Source organism: Streptomyces sp. NBC_00569 (assembly GCF_036345255.1).
In the GTDB taxonomy this organism is placed as follows: domain Bacteria; phylum Actinomycetota; class Actinomycetes; order Streptomycetales; family Streptomycetaceae; genus Streptomyces.
This window is the reverse complement of the sequence record NZ_CP107783.1, coordinates 9292442-9316994: the sequence shown is the minus strand read 5'-3', so window position 1 is coordinate 9316994 and position 24553 is coordinate 9292442. Positions and strand designations below refer to the sequence as shown.

Below are 24553 nucleotides of genomic sequence, written 5' to 3'. Positions count from 1 at the left end.
GTGCGGATGATGCGCTCCTTCGCGGAGAGGCGGCACCGGCTATGCCGTACATATCGGTCACGGCGCTGAGCCACCCCGGGCTCAGGCGCGAGCACAACGAGGACAGCCTGGTCGTCGGCCCGTGGACGCTGTGCGGAACGGTGACCGAGAATCCGCAGACGATGGCGTTCCCGCTCGGCCGTCCACTCGTGGTCGCTGTCGCGGACGGCATCGGCGGGCAGCCGGCCGGCGAGGTGGCCAGCAGCCTCGTCGTCCGCCGGCTCGCCCTGTTCGGGCCCGCGCTGGACGGCGAGGAAGCGGTGCGTGACGCGTTGGGGATGTGCAATCACGCCGTGTACGCGGCGGCCGACCGCGCCCCGGAGCTGTCGACGATGGGGACGACCGTCGCGGGTGTCGTGATCCTCGAACAGGAACTGCTCGTGTTCAACGTCGGTGACAGCAGGGTGATCGAAGTGGGCCCGGCCGGTGACGGCACCGACGACCCCGCCGGCGCCCGGGCCGCCACGGACGACACGCTCCACCAGCTCAGCGTGGACGACAGCCCGGCCCTCGCGCAGGGCCAACGCACCACGTCGATCGTCACGCAGGCGCTCGGTGGCGCACCGACGTTCAGCGCGATCAAGCCGCACGTCAGCACGTCACCGCTCACCCCGGGTACACGCATGCTGGTGTGCAGCGACGGCCTGACCGACCCCGTGCTCGACGACGAGATCGACGGCATCCTTCGGGCGCACGACGGGGGCCGGGCCGTCTTCGAGCTGTGGAAGGCGGCCATGGCCGCAGGGGGTCCCGACAACGTCACGATCGCGCTGGTCACCGTCACCGGCTGACCCGACAACGACCGACCGGCCGCCCCGCCTCCGCGCCAGTGGGCCTTCCCCCGCCCTCAGGCCGGGACATAGCGCAGCAGCACGATACCGCTCTCGAACGACTTCGCGTCCACGAGGCGCAACCGCGGGACTTCGTGACCATCGGGGAAGAGTCGCCTGCCACGGCCCTGGGCGACCGGGTACACGAAGAGGCGGTACTCGTCGACGAGGCCCGCCTCGATCAGCGTGTGGGCCAAGGTGATGCTGCCCGTGAGCACGATGTCTTTGCCGCCCTCCAGAGCCTTCAGCGCGGCCACCTCCTTGACCGCGTCGCCGGACAGCACGGTCGAGTTCTCCCACTGCGGGTCCTCGATGGTGCTGGACACCACGTACTTCCGCACCTGGTCGAGGTAGTCGGAGATGCCTGTGGTGTCGTCGGTCAGCCCGGGCCAGTAGCCGCGGAAGTCCTCGAAGGTGCGTCGGCCCAGGAGCAGTGCGTCCGACCGGCTGTCCTGGCGACGGCCCTCCTCCAGTACATCGGCCATGTCCGCGTTGCCCTGGGCCTGCGGTTCGAACCAATCGGTGAGCATCTCGACGCAGCCGTCGACGGTGATGTTCTGGGTGATCGCCAGAGTGCGCATGCCGCGCCTCCTTCCGAACGGGGGCTGGTCCACCCTTCATGACCGGTCCCACCCCGGAAAGTCATCGGCATCTGACGGGACTGCCCAGGACTTCCGGGCCGAGCGTCGGGGGACAGCGGCCGACGCAGCACGTGACCGGCCCAACACCGGGGCCGGTCTCAGGAGTTGAGGGTCTTGCGCAGTGCCGCGAGGCCGTCCGCGTAGATGCCGTGGAAGAGCTGCTCGACATGGGCCTCGCTGACGCCGACGGGTGTGAACGAGCCCGTCCATTCCACCCTCGACGTTCCGGGCGCGCCGGGTATGTCGCGCACCGTCAGCGTGGAGAGGTAGCCGGTGACGGGGAACGGCGCCTGCTCGATGGCGTAGGAGTAGGTGCGCTCGTCGTGGTCGAAGGCCTTGAGGCGTTCGACGATGACGCCGCCGTCCTGATTGGTCAGGCGGCGTACGCGGCCGCCCTCGCTCAGCTCGCTCTCGGGGATGTACGGGAGCCAGTCGGGCAGGGAGTCGAAACCGCCGATGAGCTGCCAGACGTCGTCGGCGGAGCGGGGGAGGTCGATGGTGGCGGTGGCGGTGGTGGCCATGTGCTGTTCCTTTCGCGTGCTGTGAAGCCGGTGGTCAGGCTGTGGGAGTGGGGGCGTCGGCGGCGATGAGCCGTTCGTCGCGGAGCGCGGTCCAGAAGGCGGCCGGGACGGTCTCCTTGAGAGCGGCGACGTCCTCGGCGATGCGGCTGGGCCGGGTGGCGCCGGGCACGACGGCGGCCGTGGCCGGGTGCGCCAGGGCGAACTGCAGGGCGGCGGCCTTGATGCTGACACCGTGCCCGGCCGCGAGCGCCTTGATCCTCTCGACCTTGGCGATGATGTCCGCCGGGGCCTTCTGGTACTCGAAGTGCCGGCCGCCGGCGAGGATGCCGGAGCTGTAGGGGCCGCCGACGACCATGTCGATGTCCTGCGCGGTGGCGGCGGGCAGCAGGCGCTGCAGGGACCGGTTGTGGTCGAGCAGGGTGTAGCGGCCGGCCAGGAGGAACGCGTCGGGCTTGGGCTCGTCCAGGTCGAGAGTCAGCTCGATCGGCTCCACCCGGTTGACGCCGAGACCCCAGGCCTTGATGACGCCCTCGTCGCGGAGGTTCTGCAGGACGCGGAAGGCGCCGGTGCGCGCCGTCTCGTAGACCGCGAGCCAGTCGTCGCCGTGGAAGTCCTGGGCGACGTCGTGCACCCAGACGATGTCGAGCCGGTCCGTCCGCAGGCGCTCGAGGCTGTCCTCGATGGAGCGCAGGGTGGCGTCCGCGGTGTAGAGGTCGACCATCTTGTTCGCGCGGCCGTGCTCGAAGAGACCGCCCTTCTCACCGAGGTCGCGGTCAGCGGGGTCCTCCAGTTCGTCCAGGATGACGCGGCCGACCTTGGTGCTGAGCACGTACTCGTCACGCGGCCGGTCGGCCAGCACTTCGCCGAGGCGCAGCTCGGACAGGCCCGCACCGTAGAAGGGCGCGGTGTCGAAGTAGCGGATGCCCTGGTTCCAGGCGGCCTCGACGGTGGCGGTGGCCTCCTCGTCGGGGATGCTGCGGAACATGTTGCCGAGGGGGGCGGTACCGAAGCCGAGGGGTCCCGGCAGGAGGGACTTGATACCCATGAGTGGAATCTCTCTGTCTGTCACGTGATGCGAAGCTCAGGATGATTTCTCCTGCTCCGCGGCTCTTGCTCTGTCGAGGTTAGGATCGAGGGGTCAGACTGTCCAAGACTCGCTTGGACACACTTGAGTCCCTTGAGGTCTTACATGCTTGACCTGCGACAACTTCGCTATTTCGTGGCCGTGGCCGAGGAGGAGCACGTCGGCCGGGCCGCCGATCGCCTGCACATCTCCCAGTCGCCGCTGAGCCGGCAGATCGCCCAGCTGGAGAAGAACCTGGGCCTGACCCTGTTCGAGCGCAGCCAGCAGCGCCTGCGCCTCACCTCCGACGGCCGCGTCTTCCTCACCGAGGCCACGGCCCTGCTGCGGCATGCGGACCGGCTCGAGAACCTCGGCCGCCGTCTCGGCCGCGGTGAGGAGGGCGGCCTGTGCGTGGGATACGTCGGCGACGCCATGCACACCGGGATCCTGCCGCAGGCCCTGCGCGCGCTGCACGACGAGCGGCCCGGCATCCACGTCGCCCTCTACGACCTGACCGCGGCCCAGCAGTTCGAGGGCCTGCGCCAGCGCAGCCTGGACATCGCCCTCGTGCCGGAGGCGCCCCCCGAGGCGGACCCCGACCTGCGCAGCGCCCTCCTCCTGGAAGACCCTCTGCTCCTGGCCATGCCGAGCAGCCACCCGCTTGCCGGGAAGCCTGGGATCCTGCCCGAAGACCTCGACGATCAGCCGTGGATCGCCATCGAGAACAGCCAACAGCCGTCCTGGCGTGACGACTTCGTGGCCGCCTGCACGGCGGCCGGGTTCACGCCCGACATCCGGCTCGAAGCCCCCGAACCCCTGACCGCGCTCGGTCTGGCCGCATCCGGCCTCGGCATGGCGCTGGTCCAGGAGAGCATGCTGCGGGGCGACACCCCGGGGGTCACGGTCCGTGAACTGCCGTGGTTCCAAAGGTCCGTACGCCTCTGGGCCGCCTGGCACCAGATCGATCTGCGCCCGGTCGTCACATCCTTCCGTGCGACCGTGCTGAACACCGAGGACGTCGCGGACGAGCCGGTCAGGTGATGCCGGCGGCGGCCTGCTCCCGCGCGTTCCGGGGCTCCTTCTCGCGGCGCGGGAGCAGCAGCGGGGTGGCCAGGAGGACGACCCCGGCGATCGCGATCGCGGTGCGGGGGCCGGTGACGGCGGCGATCACACCCCACACAGCCGTCAGCGCGGCGATGGACAGGCTGCTGCTGACCGACCACGCGGACAGTGTGCGGGCCACCCGCTCGGGGTCGCTGTGTTCGAGCCGGTAGGTGGCGAGCACGGGGTTGAACAGGCCGCAGCAGGTCACCAGGCCGAGCTGGACGGCGATGACGAGCACGATCCCGGGAACTCCGGGCTGGACGAATGCCAGCCCGATGGGCCAGCACGCACGCAGGGCTCCGACGGTGAGCATCACCTTGCGCTGGCCGAACCGTGCCACCAGCGGGTGCGCCATCCGTGAGCCGATGAGTCCACCGATGCAGGGGGCCGCGAACGCGAGACCGTACTGCCAGGGTGCGAAGCCGAGCCGGCTCAGCATGAGCACGGCGATCAGCGGCTCGGAGGCCATGATGAGGCCGTTGACGACGATCGAGTTGAGGAACAGCGGGCGCAGGGTGCGGTGGCCGATGATGTAGCGCCACCCTTCGAGCAGATCGCCCGCGCGCAGCCGTGGAGCGGCGGCCCGCGCGGAACGCGCTTCCGTCCCTCCGATGGCGCGGATGCCGAGCGCCGAGAGCAGGTAGCTGACCGCGTCGGCGATCACCGTCGTCACGGGGCCGAACATCCCGATCGCGGCCCCGCCGAGCGGTGGCCCGACCACGATCGAGGTCCATGTCGTGGACTCGAACCGGCCGTTCGCGACGAGCAGGTCCTCCGGTGGCACGAGCGACTTCAGATACGCGCCGCTTGCGGCCTTGAAGGCGATGTCGGCCGCGGCGACGACGACGGAGACGACGAGGAGCTGGGCGAAGCTGAGCCCGCCGAACGCGAACGCGACGGGGACGGTCATCAGCGCCGCGAACCGGATCAGGTCCATCGCGATCATGACGGGCCGCTTACGCCGGAACTCCATCCACGGCCCGAGCGGCACCGCGACCACGGCCCCCACGGCCCGCCCCGCGGCGGCCAGCGCCGCCACCTGCGTCGGCCCGGAGTGCAGCACGAGGATCGCGATCAAGGGGAACGCACCGAACCCGAACCCCGTGCCGTACGAACTGACCGCGAACGCCGCCCACAACCACCCGAACCGCCGCCCCAGCGCCCGCCTGCCCTTCACGCCCACCGCACCTCTCGCCGCCCCCGACAACCACATGCCGACCGCCGACATCAAAGCGAGGAGCAGACGACGAGATCAAACAACCGACCCGCCATGAGAACACAACCAGTCGTTGTGCGGACACTCGGGCAGCGTGGATCTCCCGGCGACGAACCGGGAATCGCGCGGGCCTGAGGCTCGAAAGGGGATCGGCGGGCCGCGATGATGTGGCCATGACGTTGTCGACGGCGTTCACGGAGATGTTCGGCGTGCGGTACCCGATCGCACTGGCGCCCATGGGTGGGTCGGCCGGGGGCGCGCTGGCCGCAGCCGTCTCACGCGGCGGCGGGTTCGGATTCCTGGGCGGCGCGTTCGGGGACCCGGAGTGGCTGGCGCGCGAGGTGCCGATCGTCGCGGGCACCGGCAGTCCGTGGGGCATCGGATTCCTGACCTGGGGCATCGACGCCGCCGCGGTGGAGCGGGCGCTGGAGTACGGACCGAGGGCCGTGATGCTGTCGTTCGGCGACCCGGGCCCGTACGCGGAGCGGGTCCGCCGCGCGGGCGCGCTGTTGATCCTTCAGGTCACGGATCTGGAGGAGGCCGAGCAGGCCGTGGACCTGGGCGCCGACGTGATCGTGGCCCAGGGGACCGAGAGCGGGGGGCACGGAGCCCGGCACGGGCGCTCCACGTTGCCGTTCGTGCCGGCGGTCGTGGACCTTGTGGACCCGGTGCCCGTACTGGCAGCCGGCGGGATCGCCGACGGCCGCGGCGTGGCGGCCGCACTCGTGCTGGGCGCCGCCGGAGCACTCATCGGCACCCGCTTCCAGGCCACCACGGAGGCCCTGGTCGCCCCCTCGATCACCAAAGCGATCCTCGAAGGACGCGGCCGGGACACCGAGCGCAGCACGGTACTGGACATTGCCCGCGGCTCCCGATGGCCGGCGAAGTACCCCGCCCGCACCCTCGGCCACCCGTATCTCGACCACTGGCGCGGCCGCGAGGCGGAACTCGCCGCCGACCCCCAGGCCCGTCAGAACTACCAGGACGACGTGGAACGCGGCACGGTGCCCCCGCTCCCGGTGTGGGCCGGCGAAGCCGTCGACCTCATCACCGACCTCCCGTCGGCCACCGACCTCGTCCCCGCCCTGGCCGCTCAGACGCAGGAAGCGCTGACCCGCGCGGGCCGCCGCTGACATACCGACTGCCTACGTGATCAAGACGCGTAGGCCGCTCGCCCGAGGAACGCCCGGTCGGCCAAGGCGTAGTCCACGATGCCCGGGTGGAGTTGCCGGATCTGGCCACCCGCCGCCTCGTCGACGGATTAGTTGCCCCTGCCGCCCAGCCAGTAGTTCCAGATCCACGCGGTGTGCGGCCCGCTGGTGTCGATCCCGCTGTACCGGCCGCCAGGCATCAACTCCCTCTCATCGTGAGGCGATTGAGGGACACCGAGGTGAAGGAGACCGGGCGGGCGCCGTTCTGAGGCGGGCCGGCCTCAGCTGACCGCCCGCTTGATGAGCGCGCCGATCCGCGCCTCGTCGTCGGCGTTCAACTCGGTCAGGGCGTACGCGGAGGGCCACATGGTGCCGTCGTCGAGCTTCGCCAGATCGCTGAAACCGAGCGTGGCGTACCTCGTCTTGAACTTCTGCGCGCTTTGGAAGAAGCAGACGACCTTGCCGTCCCTGGCGTACGCGGGCATGCCGTACCAGAGCTTCGGGGCCAGGTCCGGGGCGCTGGTCCTGACGATGTCGTGGATGCGCTCGGCGATGACACGGTCCGCTTCCGGCATCTCGGCGATCTTGGCGCGCACCTCGCTGTCACCGTCCGCCTTGGACGTGCGCGATCCGCGTCGAGAGGACGCCTTGAGTTCCTTGGCGCGCTCCTTCATCGCGCCTCGCTCCTCCTCGGTGAACCCGTCGTACGTCTTGTCGGCCGTGACGGTGCCGGTGGTGCTCCTGGCGCTCTTCGGGGTCCTCTGCGGGTTCGGCATGGCAGGTTCCTCTCGGGCAACGCGTGGTCAGGGCGAGGGGGACGGGGGTGGCTCAGATCAGGCGGCGGAGGCGACCGTGGTGGCCTGCCAGGCGAAGTCGTCCGGGTCGGTGAAGGTCCCGGCGTCGCCGCCGAGTACGAGCCGGTGCGATCCGCTGCCGTCGACGGGGACGCCGACATCCTTGGCCAGCGCGCGGCGCCCGTAGAGAGCCAGCTTGACCGGGCTCGACGGTGTTTCGAACTCGACGTACTTACGGCCGAAACTCTTCGCCACGGTGAGACCGCGGTCGACGTAGAACTGCCTGCTCGCGGCCACGTCCGCCACGCCCAGCAGGAGCACGATGCTGTCGATCTGCCGGGTCGCGGGGCCCTTGTCCTTCCGCGCGGACGTGGCGACCTTCCAGATCGTCCCGTCCGGTGCCTGGACGACGCCGCCGTATCCCCACAGGGACTTCGTGACGGGCTTGAGGGGCGTGGCGCCGGCGTCGAGGGCCGTGCCGATGAGTGCCTTGACGTCGGCCGGCTGGGACACCGTGAGCGACAGCGAGAAACCGCGGAAGCCGGTCGTCGGCGCCTCGGAGGCGCTCAGTCCGACCTGCGTGTCCAGGCCGAACGCGGCGGTGTAGAAGCGCTGGGCGGCCGTGGGGTCGGCCACTTCGAGGGTGATGGACTCGATGGAGGTCATGGACATCACGCTAGTTCCGGCTCGGCGAGGAATGCTTCTCCATTCCTGACCGGTATCGGCGGCGTCCCCGTCGCGGCGGCCACCCCGAACCGGTACGCGCCGGGCGTCATGCCGACCAGCTCGGTGAAACGCGTACGGAAGACGCCCTGCGACGAGTAACCGACCAGGAAGCCGACCTCGGCGACCGTGAGGTCGCCGCCGCGCAGCAACGCCTTCGCCCGCTCGACACGACGCGTCATCAAAAATGCGTACGGCGACTGGCCGTACGCGAGCCGGAACTGCCGGCTGAGATGCCCGGCCGGCCACTTCACGCGGCGGGCGAGCGCCTCCATGTTCAGCGGCTGCGCGTACGCCCGGTCGATCCGGTCACGGACACGGCGCAGTCGCACCAGGTCCTTCAGCCGCTCGTCCTGGGCGAGCGCACGCCCCCAGGCGGGATGGCACATACGACACCTACCTTCATGGGTGTCCGCGCGCGCCAGGGGACCCGGGGGCCACCTGGCACGGCAGGGCTCAGCGAAGCTCCTGGATGCGGACCATGTTGCCCGCGGGGTCACGGAAGGCGCAGTCTCGGACGCCGTACGGCTGCTCGGTCGGCTCCTGCACGACGTCCACGTCGGCTGCCTGCACCTTCTCGAACGTGCCGTCCAGGTCCCGGGTGGCCAGCAGGATCCAGCCGTAGGTGCCCTTGGCCATCATCTCGGCGATGGTGCGGCGCTCGTCCTCGCTGATGCTGGGGTCCGCGGCCGGCGGCGCGAGGAGGATGGACGTGCCGGGCTGGCCGACGGGACCGACCGTGATCCAGCGCATCTTGCCCTGGCCCACGTCACTGCGGACCTCGAAACCGAGGACGTCGCGGTAGAAGGCCAGGGAAGCGTCCGGGTCGTCGTGCGGGAGCGAGGTGGTGTGAATGGTGATGTCCATGGCACCACGTTAGTAGCGGCCCGGCGGACTGCGCTTCTCCAATCCTGACCGGCCGGGCCGGATCTCACCCCAGTGGAGCGAGGGGGCATGCCCACGACCCGGTGCGACTACTGCTCCAGTCCCTTGACGTTGTCCCCGAACGTCCACCCCTTCGACCCGTCCCAGTTGATCGACCAGGTCATCAGCCCCTTGAGGCCGTCGCCGTACGTGTTCCATGCCTGCGACACCAGACTCGGCGACATGTAGCCTCCGCCCGCGCCGGGCTGGGCGGGCAGACCGGGAACCTGCTTGTCGTAGGGGACCTTGATGGTCGTTCCCTGGACGACGAGCCCCTTGTTCAGGCAGTCGGTCTGGGCGGTGAAGCCCTGGACGGTGCCGGCCTCGTAGGAGTCGCCGGAGCAGCCGTACATGCTGCCGTTGTAGTACTGCATGTTGAGCCACCACAGGCGGCCGTTGTCGGCGTACTTCTTGATGATGGGGAGGTACGCGCCCCAGATCGAGCCGTACGTGACGCTGCCGCCGGTGACGTACGCCGTCTCGGGGGCCATCGTCAGGCCGAAACCGGCGGGCATCTGGGCAAGGATGCCGTCGATGATGCGGACCAAGTTGGCTTGGGATGTGGAGAGTTGGCTGATGTTTCCGCTGCTGGTGAGACCCGTCTCGATGTCGATGTCGATGCCGTCGAAGTTGTACTTCTTCAGGATCGGGACGATGGTCTCGACGAAGTGGTCGGCGACGGCGGTCGAGTTGAGGTCGATGCCCGCCGCCGCGCCGCCGATGGACATCAGGACGGTCTGGCCCGAGGCCTTGGCCTGACACATCTCGGCGGGGGTCGCGACCTTGACGTTCGTGTCCATGCCGTCCTCCCACAGGGCGGTGCCGTCGGAACGGATCACCGGGAAGGCCGCGTTGATGACGTTGTAGCCGTGCTGCGCCATCTCAGGGTTGGTGATGGGGGTCCAGCCGAACGGCGGGTGCACGCCGTTGGACGCGCCGTCCCAGTTCTCCCAGTACCCCTGGAGGACCTTGTCGGCCGGTCGCGGTTTGGTCGCGCAGGTGTCGGCGGCGGGGGCGGCGGGCGCCGCGACGAGGACGGTGGAGAGGGACGCGGCCGCCGCGAGGGCTGCGCCGAGGAGACGGGACGTACGACTGCGACGGGACATGGGGGGCCTCCGCAGGATCGCCGGGCGAGTGGGGGTTGGCGTGAGCACGACGCACGGTAGAGAGGTCCAGACCTTTCGTCAATGGGTATGGACCAATGGGGAGTTGGGGTCGATTCGCGAACGGCCCTAGGACGTCGCGCGCCTCTGCTGCGGCCGGGCCCTGCTCCCGTCGGCGGTGTCGGGGCGGTCCTCCGGCGCCGAGCGCGCGGCCTGCGCCCGCAGGGCGGCGAGCCCCGCGACGACCTCACTGCGGTTGGCGGCCGAGGTCATCCAGTCGGGCAGCCTCGGGATCATCGCCAGGGACGACGACGGACTCCCCCGCTCCCTCAGACGCGCGCCGATGTACGCCGCGAGCGCGTCCACATGCTCGATGTCGTACGCCCACAGCAGCCGGCCCGCGCAGCGCGCCTGCAACCACAACGGCCGGCCGAAGAACGGCTCGGCCGGACCACCGAGCGTCACCCCGACGCGTGCGCCGCCACGCCGCTCAGGCTCCCACTCGGCCGTGGCTCCGCAGCGGGCGCAGACCAGCCGTCTGGGCAGAAACAACAGGTCTACGGAGTAACGCAGTTCGGGCCCTCCGGGCCGAGGCACGACCACGGCGCGCCCGGAGCAGCGGGGACACACCACGAGGATGCGGGCCGCGAAGCGGGCCAGCATGGCACCCCTGTCGGCATGCCGTTGCCCGGCGTCCATCGGGCCTCCCCCGCGCACTTCGGCACTCGGATCCGCTTACCTCGACAAGCCGCAGCGTACGCAACGGCCGACCACGCCGCGCGGACCGCGCCAGGTCACCGGCCGCCCTCCGCCCCGGTCAGCGCATCGAGATCGAGCACAGCGCCCAACGCCCCCTTCAGCGCACCGACACACATCCTGTGCAGTTCGGCGCGACTGAACGACTCATTGGTCAGCCAGTCCACACAGAGCACGCGGACGAAGACCAGCCAGCTCGTGAGCGCGGCCGACACAAGGTGTGTCGGCCCGTCGCCGAGCACCGTCGCTTCCAGCAACCTCCGTCGCAACTCGGCCAGTTCGCCCGTGATGATCGCCTGGATGACCGGGTCGCCTGCGAGCACCCGGTTCGCGGCGAGCACGGTGTGCCTGTTGGCGGCGAAGTAGTCGAAGTGCGCGTCGAGCCCTGCCGCGAGCTGCTCCATGACGGGCGCCGACTGGTCGAGCCTGGTCGCGGCCAGCAGCTGGTCCGCGGCCTGTTGGTAGACCGCGGCGAACAGGGCGTGCTTGCTCGGGAAGTAGCGGTAGAGCAACGCGCGTGAGACACGCGCCCGTTCGGCGACGTCCTCCATGAACACCTCGTCGTACGGCTTCGCCGCGAACAGCCGCGCTCCGACGTCGAGCAGTTCACTGCGGCGCTCGGCGGGATCGAGTCTTCGGCGCGCGGTCATGCACCCACCTTACTTGACACATGTCTACTAACGGTTCTAGCGTCGCACTAGTAGACACGGGTCTACTAGTGAGCGGAGGCGGTTCCCTCATGGCCAGACTTCTCAAGTGGCTCGCACTGGCGATGGGCATCGCCTGCGCGGCGATCGGCCTCTACCACCTCTTCCTCGGCATCGCCTCCGTACCCGGCGAGGGCTCGACGGGAGCGACCGTCGACAGCCGGGAGCGGTTCTACAACGCGATCTTCCTCGGATACGGGCTCGCGTGGATCTGGGCCGCACGCCAGTCGCCGATCCCCTCGACGGCGGTGCGGTGGCTCGCCGGCATCTTCCTGCTCGGAGGCATCGGGCGCGTGCTGTCGGTCGCCGTCCACGGCTGGCCGCACTGGTTCCAAGTGCCGCTCAGCGCCCTCGAACTCGCCCTTCCCCCGCTCCTGTTCTGGCTGTCGACCGCGGACGAGCGCAGGACGAGGGAGACGGCCGCGGACGGGGACCGTGTCGGGGCGCTCTGACCACTGACCGTCCGCCCGTCCGACTGCCGGGCGGCGGACCGGCGTTCACCGATTGAGGCCGGTTCCAGTTCTGACGCGCAGGGCCGGCCTCGGCCGGCGGTGCCGTCCGCTTCGCGTGGGTGGGCGGCACCGCTCGGCCTGCACTTTCCAGGCGTCTACGCGTCGATTCCTAGAACGTGCCCGTGGCTACTTCCTGACCGGGCACATCCCCTCGGAGAGGGTGTTGTACGTGGGGGAGCTCTGCGTCGTCACCGCGCTGCTGCCGCCGAGCTGGATGAGGATCTCGTCGGACAGCAGGTCCTCCTTGCCCTTCAGAGCGTCGGCGACCTTCGTGTCCTTCGGGAACACCATCTCCGCAGCGATGTTGTCCTGCACGATCCGGGCGAGGTTGTCGAGCGCCGTGAAGATCGGGTCCTTCGGCGTCTCGAGGCCGGGCAGGTCGATCAGGTGGGTGGCGACCTTCGCCGCGTTCATGCAGTCCTTGATGATGATGGTGTTCTGGTTGAGCACGCTGGTGGTCCACTGCGACAGCACCACGCAGTACAGATCCGCCCATGCCGCCTCGCCGACCTTCGCGCGCCAGGCCTTCATGGTCTCCTGTACGCCCTTGATCTGGGCCTGCGCGGCGTGCTCCATGTTGACGCGGATGTCGGGGTAGACGCTCCCGGAGAAGTCCTCGAAGGACTTCATGTCGAACACCTTCGCCTGGACCGAGGCGTTGATGAACTTCAGCGCGGCGTCGAGGATGTGGCCGCACGATGTGGTCAGCGCGGCCGGCAGACCGGCGGCGGGAAGGTTCTCGCGTGCCGTGGCGAGGGTGGCGGCGTAGGCCTGAAGGGGTTCGATCCACGCGGTGGACTTGTCGTCGTTGAACGCGACCAGCAGGAGGTCATGCGGGTCGATGCGATCGGCGTTCGGCAGGTTCGGGATCTTGTCCGCGAGGTACGAGGCGATCACGGAGAAGCAGCCGAGCGGAACGTGAGCGATGGACTTCGCCAGCTCGAACGTCTCCGCCACGGGGTTGACGGACTCCTGACCGTTCGCCGTCACGAGGGTGAACCTGCCGCCCTTCGCGTCGTTCTGCACCACGATCACCGGCGACAGGTGCTTGACCAACTCCGCCTTCAGAGTGGCGTAGTTGGAGCGCATTCCGGCGTTGACAGCGAAAATCGAGTCCTTTGCCTGCTGCTGGGTCACGGACGACGCGGCCGTTCCCGCCGTGTCCGTCAGCGGAGAGTCCGCGGCACTCGGGGACGCCGAGTAGCCCAGCAGCGCCGCGGTGCTGATACCGGAAGCGCTGCCTATAAATCCTCTGCGCGTAGCCATCTTCGTTTTCTCCGTAGCGGTTCGGTGCGCGAATGTTGACTGAGTGGGGGGACCATCTGCATGGGGGGCATGTGGGACATGAGGGGAAGTCCATTGGTCGGGTGAGTCATTCGTGGGGGGGCCTTACTAGTGGGGGTTCTTCTCTTTTTTGGGGGATCAGGAGGGGCGGAGGGGGAAGGAATGCGCATTCCTTCCTCCTCCGAACGCCGAACGCCGAACTCAGGGCTCCGAACTCAGGGCTCCGGACTCTGACCTCCGAAGTCGCATAGAGAGGCGAGCACTGGGCGAGTACCGGCTACTTGAGCGCGCTCTGCTTGGGGACCACGACTCCGTAGAGGTCCTGAACCGTGGCGAGCGCGGCCTCGTGAACCTGCTTCGCGGGAATGCCGTTCGGGTTGCCCTTGAGCGGCAGCGGCCGGGTCGCGGAGGCGTCGCCCACCACGGTCGGATTGTTGCCGTTGAGGAACGCGCCCTGGGTCGTGAACAGGGTGCACATGTTGGTCATGAATCCGGCGATGATGACGTTCTTGCGCCCGGCCTTCTTGACCTGTTCGGCGAGATCGGTGTGGTGGAAGCCGTTGGGGACGGTCTTCTCGACGACGGGCTCGCCCTTCGCCGGCTCGAGTGCCGGAATGATCTGGCCGGCCTTCGACTTCAGGTCGTAACCCTTGTCGACGATGTGGATGACCGGTGTGCCCGCCGCACGGGCGCGCTTCAGCAGGGCTTCGGCGTTGTTCACCGCGGAGTGCCACCCGTCGAGTTCCATCACACCCTGGGTGTAGGTGTTCTGGTAGTCGACGAGGATCAGTGTCGCGTCGGAGAGCTTCGCCGGGGTCTCGTCCAGCTTGTTGAGCTGCCGGAGCGTCGTCGTGTCCTTCGCGACGTTCTTCTCCCCGGCGTTCCCTCCGGCGTTCTCCCCGGCGTGCGACGGCTTGCGGTCGGTGCGCGCGGCGGCTTCGGAGTTTCCGCCGCACGCCGTCGCGGTGGCCGCGAGGACGGTGGCGAGACTCAGCGCGGCGGCGGAACGCAGCAGCTTCATCAGGCGATCTCCTTCTGGGTCGGTACGACGACGCCGTACAGGTCGGCGATGGTGGCGAGGGCGCTGTAGTGCACCTGGCAGGCGTCGAGGTCGGTACCGGCCACCGGCAGCGAGCGGGTGGCGGTGGCGTCCGCGACGACCGTGGGACGGTTGCCGCGCAGGAACGCGCCCTGCGCGGTGAACGCCACGCACATGTGCGTCATCCAGCCGGCGATGATGACGTCCTGTCCGTCCGGGACGTGTGTGCCCAGGTCGGTGTCGACGAACGCGTTCGGGACCTGCTTGACGACGACGGCCTCACCCTCGGCCGGCGCGACACGGGGGTGGATCCGGCCGATCTCGGCCCGGATGTCGTACGGGGTGCCCTCGCCGCCGTCGTTGATGACGTGGACGACCTTCGTGCCCTCCTGGCGGGCCCGTGCCAGCAGCTGCGCGGCGGCGTCGAGCGAGGCCTCCCACCCGTCGAGTTCCATCACGCCCTGGGTGTAGGTGTTCTGGAAGTCGATCAGGATCAGCGTCGAGTCGGCCAGCTTGGCGGGCGTCTCGTCGAAGCCGTTGAGCTCGCGCAGTGTGGTTCTGGACATGGGTGTACCGCCTTCGGTCTTCGCGTGAGGTTGGCAGCCCGAGCGATGCGGTGGGCTGCGACTAGAACGCTATGACCCAGCAGGCGTGTCGACAATGACGTCTAACATGCAGATACCGACATGCCGCTCGTGCTTCACCGACCGCCAACTGCCAACCGTCGACGGCCGATCGCCGACCAGGGGGACTCATGCAGGACATCGCCAGGCGGCTCATCGTCATCGTCCTCTTCGAAGGCGTCGACCTGCTCGACGTCACCGGACCACCGGAAGTGTTCTCCCTGGCCCGGCGCGAGACCGAGGACGCCGCGGGCTATCACGTCGCCCTCGCCGCCGAGAGCATGGACCCGGTGACCACCTCCGCCGGAGTCCGCATCCTCCCGGACATCACCTTCCGGGAAGCCGCCGAGGGAAGCATCGACACCCTCATCGTGCCCGGCTCGGTGGAGGTCGACAGCGAGCGCCGCGTGCGCGCGCTCGTCGACCCCGAGCTGGTCAGCTGGGTGAAGACTCTCGCCGAACGGACGCACCGGGTCACGTCCGTCTGTGTCGGAGCGCACCTCCTCGCCGCGGCCGGGCTCCTCGACGGCAAGCGGGCGACCACGCACTGGTCGACCGCGCCGCAACTGGCCGCGGATCACCCGGCGGTGGAGGTCGACGCGGATCCGATCTTCATCCGCGAGGGCAACGTGTGGACCGGAGCCGGCATCAGCGCCTGCCTCGACCTGTCGCTCGCCCTGATCGCCGATGACCTCGGCGAGGCCATTGCGCTGCGCGTCGCCCGGCAGCTCGTGATGTACCTGAAACGGCCGAGCGGGCAGAGCCAGTTCAGCGTTCCCCTGGAACAGCTCTCCACGACGCGGCGCATCGAGGATCTGCGCCACCACATCATGCGCAACATCAGCCGGTCGCTCACCGTCGTGGACCTCGCGGAGTACGCGCATGTCAGCGACCGTCACCTCACGCGGCTCTTCAAGACCGAACTGGGCATGACCCCTCACGCCTACATCGAATCCGTCCGGGTCGAGAAGGCACGCCACGACCTCGAATCCTCCGACGCCACCCTCGAACGCATCGCGTCCAGCTGCGGGTTCGGCACGACGGACACCCTGGTGCGGGCGTTCCGACGGCGGCTGAACACGACGCCGACGGAGTACCGCCGCAGATTCCGGGTGCCCCAGACCCGTTGACGACCGAGACCCGCTCACCCCCGCCCCCGCCGATAGACACTGTCTACACATCAGTGGTAGACAGTGTCTATGGCTGATGAGAACTCTCTTCGCGAGCGGCTGATCGACGTCGGTGTGGACCTGGTCCTCACCGAAGGCTCCGCCTCAGTGGGGCTGCGGGAGATCGCCCGGCGGGCCGGGGTGTCGCACGGGGCCCCGCGCCGGTACTTCGCCACGCACCACGCCCTGCTCTCGGCCGTCGCGCGGCGCGGCTTCGAGGACCTCGCGGCCCGTTTCGAGACCGCCGTCGACCCCGAGGCGCCACCACGCGCCCAGCTGGAGCAACTTGCCAAGACCTACGTCGGGTACGCGCTGGAGTGCCGCGGCATGTTCGAGCTGATGTTCCGCCACGATCTGCTCGACGGTGCGCAACAGGACGGCGGCGGGCCTCAGTTGCGCACCTCCACGCTCCCGCTGTTCGCGCGGATGGTCGCGCTGGTCGGCCGGTGCGGTGACGATCCGGGCGCCGTGCACCGGCCCGGCCCGCCCGACGGTTCGGCCGTACCTCCCACGGTGACCGCCGCCGCCCTGTGGTCCGGGCTGCACGGCATCGCCCAGCTGTGGACCTGGGGAAGCCTGCAACTGGCCCTCGCCACTCCCCCGCCGGGTGACGAGGAACGCGACCGGCTCGTCACGGCAGTTCTGGACGCGCACCTCGGCCCGGTGACGGCGTGAGCACTGCCGCACGGCGGCCCTTCGCCCTCCTCGCCTCGGTGTCCGGGGCGATGATCGTGGCGCTGGACGGGACCGTCCTGCTCGTGGCGCAGCCCAGCCTCCGCCATGATCTCGACGCGAGTGTGGCCCAGGTCCAGTGGACGAGCACCGGCTACCTGATCGCCGTCGCCACGCTGCTCGTCGTCGCCGGTCGCCTCGGCGACCGATACGGACACGCAAGGCTCCTCTTCACGGGCGTCCTCGGATTCGGGGCCGCGTCGGCCGGCATCGCGCTCGCGCCCACCATCGGCTGGGTCATCGCGCTGCGCGCCGCACAGGGCGTCTTCGGCGCACTGCTCCAGCCCGCGACACTGGCCCTGCTGCGGCTCACGTACCCGCCGGACCGTCTCGGCACGCCCATCGCCGTCCGCACCAGCGCGATCGCGGTGGCCGCCGGGGCCGGTCCGGTCCTCGGCGGGATCCTGGTGCAACATCTCGGATGGCGTGCGGTGTTCTGGGTCAACGTGCCTGTTGCGCTGGTGATCGCCGCGCTCACCCTCGCCGTCCGTACGCCGGTGCCTGAACGCGCCGGTTCGCAACGGCTGGACCTCACCGGCACGGCCCTGCTCACGGCGGCACTCGCGGTACTCGTCCACACTCTGGCCGGCGTGCCGGGGCGCGGCTGGACCGCCGGGTCGACGCTGCTCGAACTCGCCGTCGGCCTCGCCCTGTCGGCGGCACTCGTCCTGCACGAGCGCCGCGCCGCACACCCGATCGTGCCGCGTGCCGTGGCCCGGTCCGTCCCTGTGACCGCGGCCATGGCACTCCTCCTGGTCATCAGCGCGGGTCTGTTCGGCGCCCTGTTCAGAGCCACGTTCTACCTTCAGGACACCCTGCGTCTCGCCCCGCTCGCCACTGGCCTGCGCGTCCTTCCGCTGACCGCGCTGATGGTCCTGGGCGCGCCCGTGGCCGGCGCCGCACTGCGCCGCTACGGCCCACGGCGCACCGCCGTCGCGGGCACGGCTCTCGTCGTGGTCGGCATCGCGCAGCTGTCGTCGCTCGGTCCGGCCGGCCCGTGGCCGTCCATGGCAGTGGCCTTCGCCGCGCTCGGTGCCGGGTTCGCCACGGTGATGGTCACCGCCACCGGGACAGTCGTCGGTGATGCGCCGCCGGGGTATGCCGGAGTCGTCGGAGGGCTCAAGCAGACGGCGATGAACATCGGCCCGTCGCTCGGCATCGCGGTCGCAGCCGGCGCGACGGGCGCAACCGCCGGCTCCGCTTCCACGATGAGCCTCAGCCTGCTGCCCCTGGCGCTCCTCGCTCTCCTCGGTCTGATTCCCGCCTGCCTACTGCCTCGACGCCCGGCCGGACACGTCCCGCCGCGTCGACCGGAGCCACAGGAAGGGGCTGTTGCAGAGGTCGGCGAACGCCTGTAACAACCACGAAGCGCCGCACGCGACCCCACCCCAGGGCCACGTGCGGCGCGTATTCGGGAGACGGTCAGAGCTTCAGGCGGTGCACACCTCCCTGGACCGTGCCCACGTACAGCCAGCCGCCACCGGCCGCGAGGCTGGTCGCGTTGAGGTTCTGCAGGCCGGTGGAGATGTTCTGCCAGGTCCGGCCGCCGTCCGTGGATCGCAGGACGCCACGCCCGCCGCGTGGCAGGGCGGTCTCCCAGTAGCTGGTGGTCGCCGCGTACAGCGTGCTGCCCACCTGCAGCACGTCCTTGACCCGGAGCGGCAGCTTGCCGGTGTCGCCGGTGCGGAACGTCTTGCCGCCGTCCGTCGACACCTTGATGGCGTCGCCGCCGGTCAGCATCCGTGAGCCGGTGAACTCGATGGTGTCCACGCGGCCGTCGCTGACCTTGGTGATGTCGTCGCCGCCGTTGTCCGAGCGGTAGAGGCCGTCGGGGGCGCCGAGCCACAGCCGGTCCGGGTTCTTCGGGTCACCCGCGACCGCCGTGAAGTACGTCCGGTCGTTGAGCAGGTTCTTCCAGTTGGCTCCCCCGTCCTCGGTGGAGAACAGGCCCACGCCCAACAGGTTGCCGTACGAGACGTACACGCGGTCGGGGTCTGCGGGGTGCACGGCCATCGCGAACACCGTGCCGTCACTCTCGCCCTTCTTCTTCCAGGTGGCGCCCGAGTCGCCGCTGCGCTCCAGACGGAAGCCGCCCCAGGCGTTGTACTGCACCCGCCAGACGATCCGTGAGTCCTTGGCAGAGGTCTGCAGCAGCCGGGTCTCGACGCCTATCCTGCCCTCGCCCCCGGTGGTGCCCCACTCGGCCCCGGAGACCGGGAGCCGGGCCCGGTGACTGCCCTGCCGGCCGGCCGCGAGCAGCTGGTCGCCGCTCACCGCCAGGGAGTTGACGGTGCCGCCCTGGACGCCCAGACGCCGGTAGTCCTTGCCGTCCGCCGTGCTCCGGTACACGCCGGCCGCGTCCGCCGAGACGGTGAGCGAGCCGTCGGCCCAGCGGTCGAAGTCGGAGACGGTCGAGGCCTCGTTGACGCCGGGGATGGTGCTCCACTCGCGGCCGTGGTTGCGGCCGACCCGGGTGTCACCGCCGTAGCTGACGTACAGGTCGCCGCCGGTGAGGGTCATCCCGGAGGCGCCGTATCCGTGATTGTCCAGCGCCGCCCAGGTCTTGCCGCCGTCGAAGGAACCGACGATGCCCGAGCCGATCTCGTAGATCGCCACGACCTGGCTGTCCGCGACCACGTTGACGGAGACCGCGCCGTCCACCGAGTCGTGGACCTTGACGGCCGCGCCGAGCGTGCCGGTGGAGAGGCCGTCGCGCTTCCAGAGGGACGTGCCCGCCGAGAGGTAGAGGCTGTCACCGCCGATCGCCAGGTCGTAGACGTGGTCGGCCGGAAGACCTATGGGCTCGGACGCCCAGGTGTCGCCCCCGTCCCTGCTGATCAGCAGATCGGTGGCGGTGCGGGCGACCAGGGTCTTCGTCGCCTCGTCGGCGAGGAAGTCGTAGAGGGGGGTGTCGGGGGTGTTCAGGGTCTTCCAGCTGCGGCCGGCGTCCTCCGTGCGCAGGATCGAGCCGGTGCGGGGGATGCCGGAGGCGCTGTTCGCGGCGTACCACCAGCGCTTGGCGTTCGTCGGGTCGATGACGGTGAAGGCCTGGCCCGACACATTGCCGAGCGGCAGCCTGGTGTGCTGCTTCCAGGTCGCGCCTTTGTCCTCGGTCGACCAGGGGCCGGCCTTGTTGTACTGAGTGAGGACGGCGGCCCCTGGGTCGCTCTGCGCGGTGCTGATGTCGCCGCTCTCCGAGTTGGGTCCGACCGGCTGCCAGCGGGAGTCGCGGCTGTCCTCGGGGGTGACCTCGAAGCCGTCGCGGTTGCTCGTCAGGGTCTTGCCGTCGGTGGTCCGACCGGTCACTGAGACGAGATGCGCGCCGACGCCGCGGCCGGTGATCTCCGCCTGATAGACGTTCCCGGAACGGAGTTCGGTGGTGACCGTGTACGGCCTGCCGTGCGGCGGGGTCACGGTGAGGACCGGCGGCTTCGCCAGCGGGGCCGGCGTGAAGACGACCGCGGTCGACCTGCCGTCGCTCGGGTCGGGACCCGCCTGCACGAACAGCCGGCGCACCACCAGGAGATACGGGACGCGCAGGGCCGCGCCGCCCTCCGGGGTGACGGTGACCGTGCCGTCGATCTCGGCCTCGCCCGTGGGGCGGTCGGCGCTGAGGGTGACGGTCACGGTGGCGCTGCCACCCGCCGGGACACGCAGGCTGCTCGGGGTGACCCGCGCCTCGCCGCTCACCTTCACGCGGACGGTGCGGGTCCGGGATCCGGAGTTGTTGACGGTGAGCTTCTTGCTGCCGCCCACGGTGTGCTTGGCGAGGTCCGCGAGCCCGTACGAGAGGGTGGCCGGAGCGGTGGTGATGGCGCCGTCCGCCCGGTCCGCGGCCGCGGCGACGTCGAGTCGGCCGGAACCCTTGGTCGTCGTCCCGTAGTCCTTCAACTGCCGAGCGCTGGAAACGAGTTCGGAGGTGATCTTCGTCGGGGTCTCACCGGGGTGGAGCTGGCGCAGCAGCGTCGCTGCGCCCGCGACGTGCGGTCCCGCCATCGACGTACCGGAGAGGCGGTAATAGCCGGGCGCGTACAGGGACTTGGGGATCGTGGAGCGGATGTCGTATCCCGGTGCGACCAGGTCCGGCTTGAGGTCCCAGTTCAGGTCGGGGCCGCGCGAGGAGAAGGAGGCAATCTTGTCGGTGACGTCCGTGCCGCTGATCGTCACCTCGACCTTGCCGTCCGCCAGACGGCGGCCGAGCTCGGCGTACTGGGTCGAGTCGACGCCCAGCATGACCATGGAGTCCATGCGCAGCGAGTCGCCGGACTCCATGACGGACGTGGCCGGGGCGAGCGGCACGGTGCCGTCCGCCTTCGCCGGCGGCTGACCCGCGGTGTCCGGCCGGTCGGCGCCCTCCGGCTGTCCGGCGAGCACCGGACCGCCACCCGAGCTCGTCCCCCCGATGATGGCGAGCGCCCCGTGGCGCTCCGCCTCGCGGGCCATCTCGATCTCCCCGGCGGACAGATGCTCCTGGGTGTCCGCGACGAGCATGTCGATCCGGACGGCCTTGCCCTTGACGTCTCCGGCCCGCTCCCAGTCCTCCGGGGTGCCCTGGCCGAGGTCGACGACCCCGGTCGTGACGGGGGCCGCGGGCGGGTTCGCGGAGATCACGCCGCGGTACGTCTGGATCTTCTTGCCGCCCTTGTAGGTGGCGCCGGGTATGCGCAGGCCACTGACCGAGGCCCCGACCGCGATGACGCCGTCGGCAGCGGCCGGGGTGCCGACGGTGCCGCTTCCCGGGCCCTCATTGCCGGCCGAGGCGACGACGACAACTCCGGCCTTGGTGGCGGCGGTTGCGGCCAGGCCGAGCGGGTCGTGGCCGTCGCCGTAGCCGCCGAGGCTCATGTTGATGACATCGGCGCGGTGCGGATTGGCCGGGTCGATCGCGGCCTCGATACCGGCGACGATGTCGGAGGTGTAACCCTCGCCCGCATCGTCCATGACCTTGTACGCAAGGAGGTTGGCGCCCGGGGCCACGCCGGTGACGCCGCCCTTCTCGGCGGCCCTGCCCGCGATGATGCCGGCGACATGGGTGCCGTGGCCGTTGTCGTCCGTCGGGTCGGCGTCGCGGTTGACGAAGTCGTAGCCGCCGACGACCTTGTGTCCCTTGCCGAGAGCGCCACCCAGGTCCGGGTGGCTGTAGTCGACGCCGCTGTCGAGGACGGCGACGGTGACGCCCTTGCCGTCGGCGCCGTTGCCCGCCGGGTCCTTGCGCTGCCAGACCTGAGGGGCGTTGATCAGCGGCACGCTGTCGTCGGTGAGGATGTGCATCTTGGCGTCGGGGACCACGGAGGCCACCCCGGGCAGCTGCTTCAACTCGGCGACCTCGGAGGCCTTCACGGTCAGGGCGACCGCGTTGAGCAACAGGTTCAGGCGGCGCGGGGAGCCGGTGTGCAGACCGGCGTCCTTCGCGTCACCGAGGAGCGTCTTCTGCCGGGCGGAGAGGGAGGCGCGGTCGGCGCCGATCTCCTGGGCGTCGGTGGACCGCAGCGTGCCCTTTCCCGTCACGGCGGCAGCCCCGGACAGCGTAACGATGACACGCTGCTCGGGGTCCTGGTGTGGGTCCGCGGTGGCGGACTGGGGCACCGTGGACAGCAGGCCGCCGATGACGGCGGCCGTGAGCCCGACGGTGAACGTTCTTCGAGGGGTCATGCCAAACGAATTAATCGGACGCCAGTTGTCCGGACAACGATTTTGCCTGGCCCATTGCTGCCCCTGGCACACACGGGCCAAGATCCGGACATGCCTCAGCTGACCGCCGCAGGAATCGAAGCCTTCGACGAGAGCGTCTACCGCGCGATCCTCGTCCGGCACACCGCCTCGCCCGCCGACCTCGCGGGCGACCTGTCCTGCTCCACCGAGCGGGTCGCCCGCGCCCTCGACCGGCTGCGCGAGAACGGCCTGGTAGGACGGCTCGCCGGAACCCGCCGCCGGTACGCGGCCATTGAGCCGGGCGCGGCTCTGGAGTCGCTGGTCCGCTCCCGGACCGCGGATCTCGACGGCGTGCGGGCGGCGGCCGGCGAGCTGTCACGGCTGTTCGCCGCGGCCCGGCAGGGCGGCTCCGAACAGGTCGAAGTCATCACCGGTGGCGAGGCGTTGGGCCGCTGGTTCGTACAGCTCCAGCAGGAAGCGCGCGACGAGGTCATCACCCTGGACCGCCCCCCGTACGCGCTGACCACCTCCAACCCGGTCGAAGCGACCGCCCTCACCCGGGGTGTCCGCTACCGCGCCGTCTACGCCCCCGAGGCGCTGGAGTGGCCCGGAGTCCTGGGCGACATCCGCGAGCTGGTGGCGCACGGCGAGCAGGCCCGCGTACTGCCGGGCCTGCGCATCAAACTGGCCATCTCCGACCGCCGCCTCGCCCTGATGCCCCTCACTCTCGACTTCACCACGGAGGTACGCGCCGCCGTCATCCGCCCGTCGGCCCTGCTCGACGGCCTCATCGACTACTGGCAACTGTGCTGGCGCACCGCGACCCCGCTGGGTGCCCCCACCGAGGAGGACCCCCTCGGCGAGGAGGACCGGCAGATGCTGACCCTCCTCGTCGGCGGTCTCAAGGACGAGGCCATAGCCCGCCAGTTGGGCTGGTCGGTACGGACGATGCGGCGCCGGATCAGCCGCCTTCACGAGGAGCTGGGCGCCGCGAACCGCTTCCAGGCGGGGGTCATCGCGGCGCGGCGGGGATGGATCTGAATTCCCGTAATCCGTAAGCCGGTTGAGCGGCTAGCCGTGTTGCCCGGCAGCCTCGAGGTCGTCGGAGCGTCCGGCCCGCAGGCGGGGCCACTGGGCGGTGGGGCGTCCGTCGGTGCGCATGTAGTTGCCACTGATCTGCGGCCAGCCGGCGGGCGAGTCCTCCCACGGCTCCTGCCGCCCGTACGCCGTCCGGTCCAGCAGACCGTACGTCTGGTCCATCGCCTCGACGCCACGGCCGGTGGTCCAGTACGTCTCGAACACCCGGTCTCCCTGGCGCAGATAGCACGCCAGCATGAACGGGCCTCGCCCCGCCATCAGTGTGTCGATCGACTCCCGGGCCGAGTACCAGGGCACGTCCCAGCCCATGAAGTCGCGGTAGCGGACGCTCTCCTCGTACGGGCCCTGGCACAGCGTCGCGTAGGTGACGTCACGGGAGTGCAGGTAGGACAGCTCGCGGACCTGACTGTTGAAGAACGTGCAGCCCTCGCACTGCTCGGCGGCGGGGTGGTCGGCGTGCCACATCTGGAAGTACGCGATGAGCTGCGTGCGGCCCTCGAAGGCGTCCAGCAGCGTGACCCGGCCGGACGGGCCGGTCAGCGGGGTACCGGCGTCCACCTCCACCATGGGCAGCCTGCGGCGGGCCGCCGCGATCGCGTCACCTTCACGGGTGTACGCCTTCTCCCGGATCCGCAGCGCGTCCAGTTCTGCCTGGTAGGCGGCTCGGTCGACGGCCTTGGGTGCCGGAGCGCTCGTTTCGGTGCTCATGAGAACTCAATCCCTTCATGTCCTGTCCGGAGGGTGCTGTCCGGAGGGTGCCTACCGAAGGGTCTTCGGCGGCTCTCCTGCGGCTCTTCTCCGGAGCGACTGTCACCCCACCGACGAACGCGGCCCCACCGGATCGACAGCCGCGGCGAAAAAAGTTCGCGGAA

24 protein-coding genes and 1 pseudogene are annotated in these 24553 nt (G+C 70.0%); 8 read left to right on the top strand and 17 right to left on the bottom strand.

Going from position 1 to position 24553, the window contains the following annotated elements:
- Window positions 1-41 precede the first annotated feature (41 nt).
- On the top strand, window positions 42-830 hold the full coding sequence (locus OHO83_RS42120) for a PP2C family protein-serine/threonine phosphatase (RefSeq protein WP_266680408.1): 789 nt from the start codon (window positions 42-44) through the stop codon (window positions 828-830).
- Window positions 831-886: 56 nt separating this feature from the next.
- Here OHO83_RS42120 and OHO83_RS42115 read toward each other — a convergent pair whose 3' ends face one another.
- The 3 genes from OHO83_RS42115 to OHO83_RS42105 form a co-directional block, all read right to left on the bottom strand.
- Window positions 887-1450, bottom strand: a complete 564-nt coding sequence (locus OHO83_RS42115; protein WP_266680406.1) for a dihydrofolate reductase family protein — start codon at window positions 1448-1450, stop codon at window positions 887-889.
- Between the two features lie 158 nt (window positions 1451-1608).
- Window positions 1609-2031, bottom strand: coding sequence for an SRPBCC family protein (locus OHO83_RS42110; protein WP_266680404.1), 423 nt, complete (start codon window positions 2029-2031; stop codon window positions 1609-1611).
- Window positions 2032-2065: 34 nt separating this feature from the next.
- Window positions 2066-3076 (bottom strand): aldo/keto reductase, encoded by a 1011-nt coding sequence (locus OHO83_RS42105; protein WP_266680402.1) that lies wholly within the window; start codon window positions 3074-3076, stop codon window positions 2066-2068.
- Window positions 3077-3220: 144 nt separating this feature from the next.
- On the opposite strand from OHO83_RS42105, the gene OHO83_RS42100 reads away from it, so the two are divergent.
- Window positions 3221-4135: a LysR substrate-binding domain-containing protein gene (locus OHO83_RS42100; RefSeq protein ID WP_266680400.1), complete on the top strand. Its 915-nt coding sequence runs from the start codon at window positions 3221-3223 to the stop codon at window positions 4133-4135.
- On the opposite strand, the gene OHO83_RS42095 is transcribed toward OHO83_RS42100, so the two are convergent.
- Window positions 4128-5375, bottom strand: coding sequence for an MFS transporter (locus OHO83_RS42095; RefSeq protein ID WP_266680398.1), 1248 nt, complete (start codon window positions 5373-5375; stop codon window positions 4128-4130). The two genes, OHO83_RS42100 and OHO83_RS42095, sit on opposite strands and share 8 nt — an antisense overlap.
- Window positions 5376-5587: 212 nt before the next feature.
- Between OHO83_RS42095 and OHO83_RS42090 the strand changes: the two genes are divergently transcribed.
- Complete coding sequence (locus OHO83_RS42090) at window positions 5588-6547, top strand: NAD(P)H-dependent flavin oxidoreductase (protein ID WP_266680396.1); 960 nt, start codon at window positions 5588-5590, stop codon at window positions 6545-6547.
- 35 nt (window positions 6548-6582) lie between these two features.
- Here the strand turns inward: OHO83_RS42090 and OHO83_RS42085 are convergent.
- From OHO83_RS42085 to OHO83_RS42050, 8 genes and pseudogenes are all read right to left on the bottom strand, one after another.
- Window positions 6583-6765 (bottom strand): annotated as a pseudogene (locus OHO83_RS42085) (SAM-dependent methyltransferase); the annotation flags it as partial.
- An 81-nt stretch (window positions 6766-6846) separates the two neighbouring features.
- Window positions 6847-7341: an iron chaperone gene (locus OHO83_RS42080; protein ID WP_266680394.1), complete on the bottom strand. Its 495-nt coding sequence runs from the start codon at window positions 7339-7341 to the stop codon at window positions 6847-6849.
- Between the two features lie 57 nt (window positions 7342-7398).
- Window positions 7399-8025, bottom strand: a complete 627-nt coding sequence (locus OHO83_RS42075) for a glyoxalase (protein ID WP_100594656.1) — start codon at window positions 8023-8025, stop codon at window positions 7399-7401.
- A gap of 5 nt (window positions 8026-8030) precedes the next feature.
- Window positions 8031-8471, bottom strand: a complete 441-nt coding sequence (locus OHO83_RS42070; protein WP_266680391.1) for a helix-turn-helix transcriptional regulator — start codon at window positions 8469-8471, stop codon at window positions 8031-8033.
- Between the two features lie 67 nt (window positions 8472-8538).
- Complete coding sequence (locus tag OHO83_RS42065; protein WP_266571662.1) at window positions 8539-8949, bottom strand: VOC family protein; 411 nt, start codon at window positions 8947-8949, stop codon at window positions 8539-8541.
- A 107-nt stretch (window positions 8950-9056) separates the two neighbouring features.
- Window positions 9057-10112: a chitinase gene (locus OHO83_RS42060; protein WP_266680388.1), complete on the bottom strand. Its 1056-nt coding sequence runs from the start codon at window positions 10110-10112 to the stop codon at window positions 9057-9059.
- A 126-nt stretch (window positions 10113-10238) separates the two neighbouring features.
- Window positions 10239-10808 (bottom strand): hypothetical protein, encoded by a 570-nt coding sequence (locus tag OHO83_RS42055; RefSeq protein WP_266680386.1) that lies wholly within the window; start codon window positions 10806-10808, stop codon window positions 10239-10241.
- A gap of 95 nt (window positions 10809-10903) precedes the next feature.
- Window positions 10904-11515, bottom strand: coding sequence for a TetR/AcrR family transcriptional regulator (locus OHO83_RS42050; RefSeq protein ID WP_266680384.1), 612 nt, complete (start codon window positions 11513-11515; stop codon window positions 10904-10906).
- Between the two features lie 89 nt (window positions 11516-11604).
- Between OHO83_RS42050 and OHO83_RS42045 the strand changes: the two genes are divergently transcribed.
- The gene (locus OHO83_RS42045) at window positions 11605-12024 is read left to right on the top strand and encodes a DUF4345 domain-containing protein (protein WP_266680382.1); all 420 of its coding nucleotides are present in this window, start codon (window positions 11605-11607) and stop codon (window positions 12022-12024) included.
- 186 nt (window positions 12025-12210) lie between these two features.
- Here the strand turns inward: OHO83_RS42045 and OHO83_RS42040 are convergent, their stop codons facing one another.
- The 3 genes from OHO83_RS42040 to OHO83_RS42030 form a co-directional block, all read right to left on the bottom strand.
- Window positions 12211-13350: a hypothetical protein gene (locus OHO83_RS42040; protein WP_266680380.1), complete on the bottom strand. Its 1140-nt coding sequence runs from the start codon at window positions 13348-13350 to the stop codon at window positions 12211-12213.
- 295 nt (window positions 13351-13645) lie between these two features.
- Complete coding sequence (locus tag OHO83_RS42035) at window positions 13646-14389, bottom strand: cysteine hydrolase family protein (RefSeq protein ID WP_266680378.1); 744 nt, start codon at window positions 14387-14389, stop codon at window positions 13646-13648.
- Window positions 14389-14973 carry an isochorismatase family protein gene (locus OHO83_RS42030; protein WP_266680376.1) on the bottom strand — a complete coding sequence of 195 codons (585 nt, stop codon included), beginning with the start codon at window positions 14971-14973 and terminating at the stop codon, window positions 14389-14391. The genes OHO83_RS42035 and OHO83_RS42030 overlap by 1 nt, the downstream gene beginning before the upstream one ends.
- 188 nt (window positions 14974-15161) lie before the next feature.
- Between OHO83_RS42030 and OHO83_RS42025 the strand changes: the two genes are divergently transcribed.
- The 3 genes from OHO83_RS42025 to OHO83_RS42015 all read left to right on the top strand — a co-directional run bounded on the left by OHO83_RS42025 (window position 15162) and on the right by OHO83_RS42015 (window position 18289).
- Window positions 15162-16160 carry a GlxA family transcriptional regulator gene (locus OHO83_RS42025; protein ID WP_266680374.1) on the top strand — a complete coding sequence of 333 codons (999 nt, stop codon included), beginning with the start codon at window positions 15162-15164 and terminating at the stop codon, window positions 16158-16160.
- A 69-nt stretch (window positions 16161-16229) separates the two neighbouring features.
- A complete protein-coding gene (locus OHO83_RS42020) occupies window positions 16230-16874 on the top strand; it encodes a TetR/AcrR family transcriptional regulator (protein ID WP_266680372.1) in 645 nt (214 codons plus the stop codon).
- Window positions 16875-16924: 50 nt separating this feature from the next.
- The gene (locus OHO83_RS42015) at window positions 16925-18289 is read left to right on the top strand and encodes an MFS transporter (protein ID WP_443066111.1); all 1365 of its coding nucleotides are present in this window, start codon (window positions 16925-16927) and stop codon (window positions 18287-18289) included.
- Between the two features lie 64 nt (window positions 18290-18353).
- Here the strand turns inward: OHO83_RS42015 and OHO83_RS42010 are convergent, their stop codons facing one another.
- A complete protein-coding gene (locus OHO83_RS42010; protein WP_323187139.1) occupies window positions 18354-22583 on the bottom strand; it encodes a S8 family serine peptidase in 4230 nt (1409 codons plus the stop codon).
- Between the two features lie 90 nt (window positions 22584-22673).
- Here OHO83_RS42010 and OHO83_RS42005 point away from each other — a divergent pair, with 90 nt between their 5' ends.
- Window positions 22674-23624, top strand: coding sequence for a helix-turn-helix domain-containing protein (locus OHO83_RS42005; protein WP_266680368.1), 951 nt, complete (start codon window positions 22674-22676; stop codon window positions 23622-23624).
- A gap of 30 nt (window positions 23625-23654) precedes the next feature.
- Here the strand turns inward: OHO83_RS42005 and OHO83_RS42000 are convergent, their stop codons facing one another.
- Window positions 23655-24389 (bottom strand): DUF899 family protein, encoded by a 735-nt coding sequence (locus tag OHO83_RS42000; protein ID WP_266680366.1) that lies wholly within the window; start codon window positions 24387-24389, stop codon window positions 23655-23657.
- Between the last annotated feature and the right edge of the window lie 164 nt (window positions 24390-24553).

What these genes read in the sequence shown, in the direction of transcription:
- OHO83_RS42030 (WP_266680376.1), bottom strand. Translation starts at nt 14,973, where the DNA reads ATGTCCAGAACCACACTGCGCGAGCTCAACGGCTTCGACGAGACGCCC.
- OHO83_RS42120 (WP_266680408.1), top strand. Translation starts at nt 42, where the DNA reads ATGCCGTACATATCGGTCACGGCGCTGAGCCACCCCGGGCTCAGGCGC.
- OHO83_RS42045 (WP_266680382.1), top strand. Translation starts at nt 11,605, where the DNA reads ATGGCCAGACTTCTCAAGTGGCTCGCACTGGCGATGGGCATCGCCTGC.
- OHO83_RS42040 (WP_266680380.1), bottom strand. Translation starts at nt 13,350, where the DNA reads ATGGCTACGCGCAGAGGATTTATAGGCAGCGCTTCCGGTATCAGCACC.
- OHO83_RS42005 (WP_266680368.1), top strand. Translation starts at nt 22,674, where the DNA reads ATGCCTCAGCTGACCGCCGCAGGAATCGAAGCCTTCGACGAGAGCGTC.
- OHO83_RS42075 (WP_100594656.1), bottom strand. Translation starts at nt 8,025, where the DNA reads ATGACCTCCATCGAGTCCATCACCCTCGAAGTGGCCGACCCCACGGCC.
- OHO83_RS42010 (WP_323187139.1), bottom strand. Translation starts at nt 22,583, where the DNA reads ATGACCCCTCGAAGAACGTTCACCGTCGGGCTCACGGCCGCCGTCATC.
- OHO83_RS42090 (WP_266680396.1), top strand. Translation starts at nt 5,588, where the DNA reads ATGACGTTGTCGACGGCGTTCACGGAGATGTTCGGCGTGCGGTACCCG.
- OHO83_RS42080 (WP_266680394.1), bottom strand. Translation starts at nt 7,341, where the DNA reads ATGCCGAACCCGCAGAGGACCCCGAAGAGCGCCAGGAGCACCACCGGC.
- OHO83_RS42025 (WP_266680374.1), top strand. Translation starts at nt 15,162, where the DNA reads ATGCAGGACATCGCCAGGCGGCTCATCGTCATCGTCCTCTTCGAAGGC.
- OHO83_RS42115 (WP_266680406.1), bottom strand. Translation starts at nt 1,450, where the DNA reads ATGCGCACTCTGGCGATCACCCAGAACATCACCGTCGACGGCTGCGTC.
- OHO83_RS42110 (WP_266680404.1), bottom strand. Translation starts at nt 2,031, where the DNA reads ATGGCCACCACCGCCACCGCCACCATCGACCTCCCCCGCTCCGCCGAC.
- OHO83_RS42070 (WP_266680391.1), bottom strand. Translation starts at nt 8,471, where the DNA reads ATGTGCCATCCCGCCTGGGGGCGTGCGCTCGCCCAGGACGAGCGGCTG.
- OHO83_RS42020 (WP_266680372.1), top strand. Translation starts at nt 16,230, where the DNA reads ATGGCTGATGAGAACTCTCTTCGCGAGCGGCTGATCGACGTCGGTGTG.
- OHO83_RS42000 (WP_266680366.1), bottom strand. Translation starts at nt 24,389, where the DNA reads ATGAGCACCGAAACGAGCGCTCCGGCACCCAAGGCCGTCGACCGAGCC.
- OHO83_RS42015 (WP_443066111.1), top strand. Translation starts at nt 16,925, where the DNA reads ATGATCGTGGCGCTGGACGGGACCGTCCTGCTCGTGGCGCAGCCCAGC.
- OHO83_RS42105 (WP_266680402.1), bottom strand. Translation starts at nt 3,076, where the DNA reads ATGGGTATCAAGTCCCTCCTGCCGGGACCCCTCGGCTTCGGTACCGCC.
- OHO83_RS42050 (WP_266680384.1), bottom strand. Translation starts at nt 11,515, where the DNA reads ATGACCGCGCGCCGAAGACTCGATCCCGCCGAGCGCCGCAGTGAACTG.
- OHO83_RS42100 (WP_266680400.1), top strand. Translation starts at nt 3,221, where the DNA reads ATGCTTGACCTGCGACAACTTCGCTATTTCGTGGCCGTGGCCGAGGAG.
- OHO83_RS42055 (WP_266680386.1), bottom strand. Translation starts at nt 10,808, where the DNA reads ATGGACGCCGGGCAACGGCATGCCGACAGGGGTGCCATGCTGGCCCGC.
- OHO83_RS42060 (WP_266680388.1), bottom strand. Translation starts at nt 10,112, where the DNA reads ATGTCCCGTCGCAGTCGTACGTCCCGTCTCCTCGGCGCAGCCCTCGCG.
- OHO83_RS42035 (WP_266680378.1), bottom strand. Translation starts at nt 14,389, where the DNA reads ATGAAGCTGCTGCGTTCCGCCGCCGCGCTGAGTCTCGCCACCGTCCTC.
- OHO83_RS42065 (WP_266571662.1), bottom strand. Translation starts at nt 8,949, where the DNA reads ATGGACATCACCATTCACACCACCTCGCTCCCGCACGACGACCCGGAC.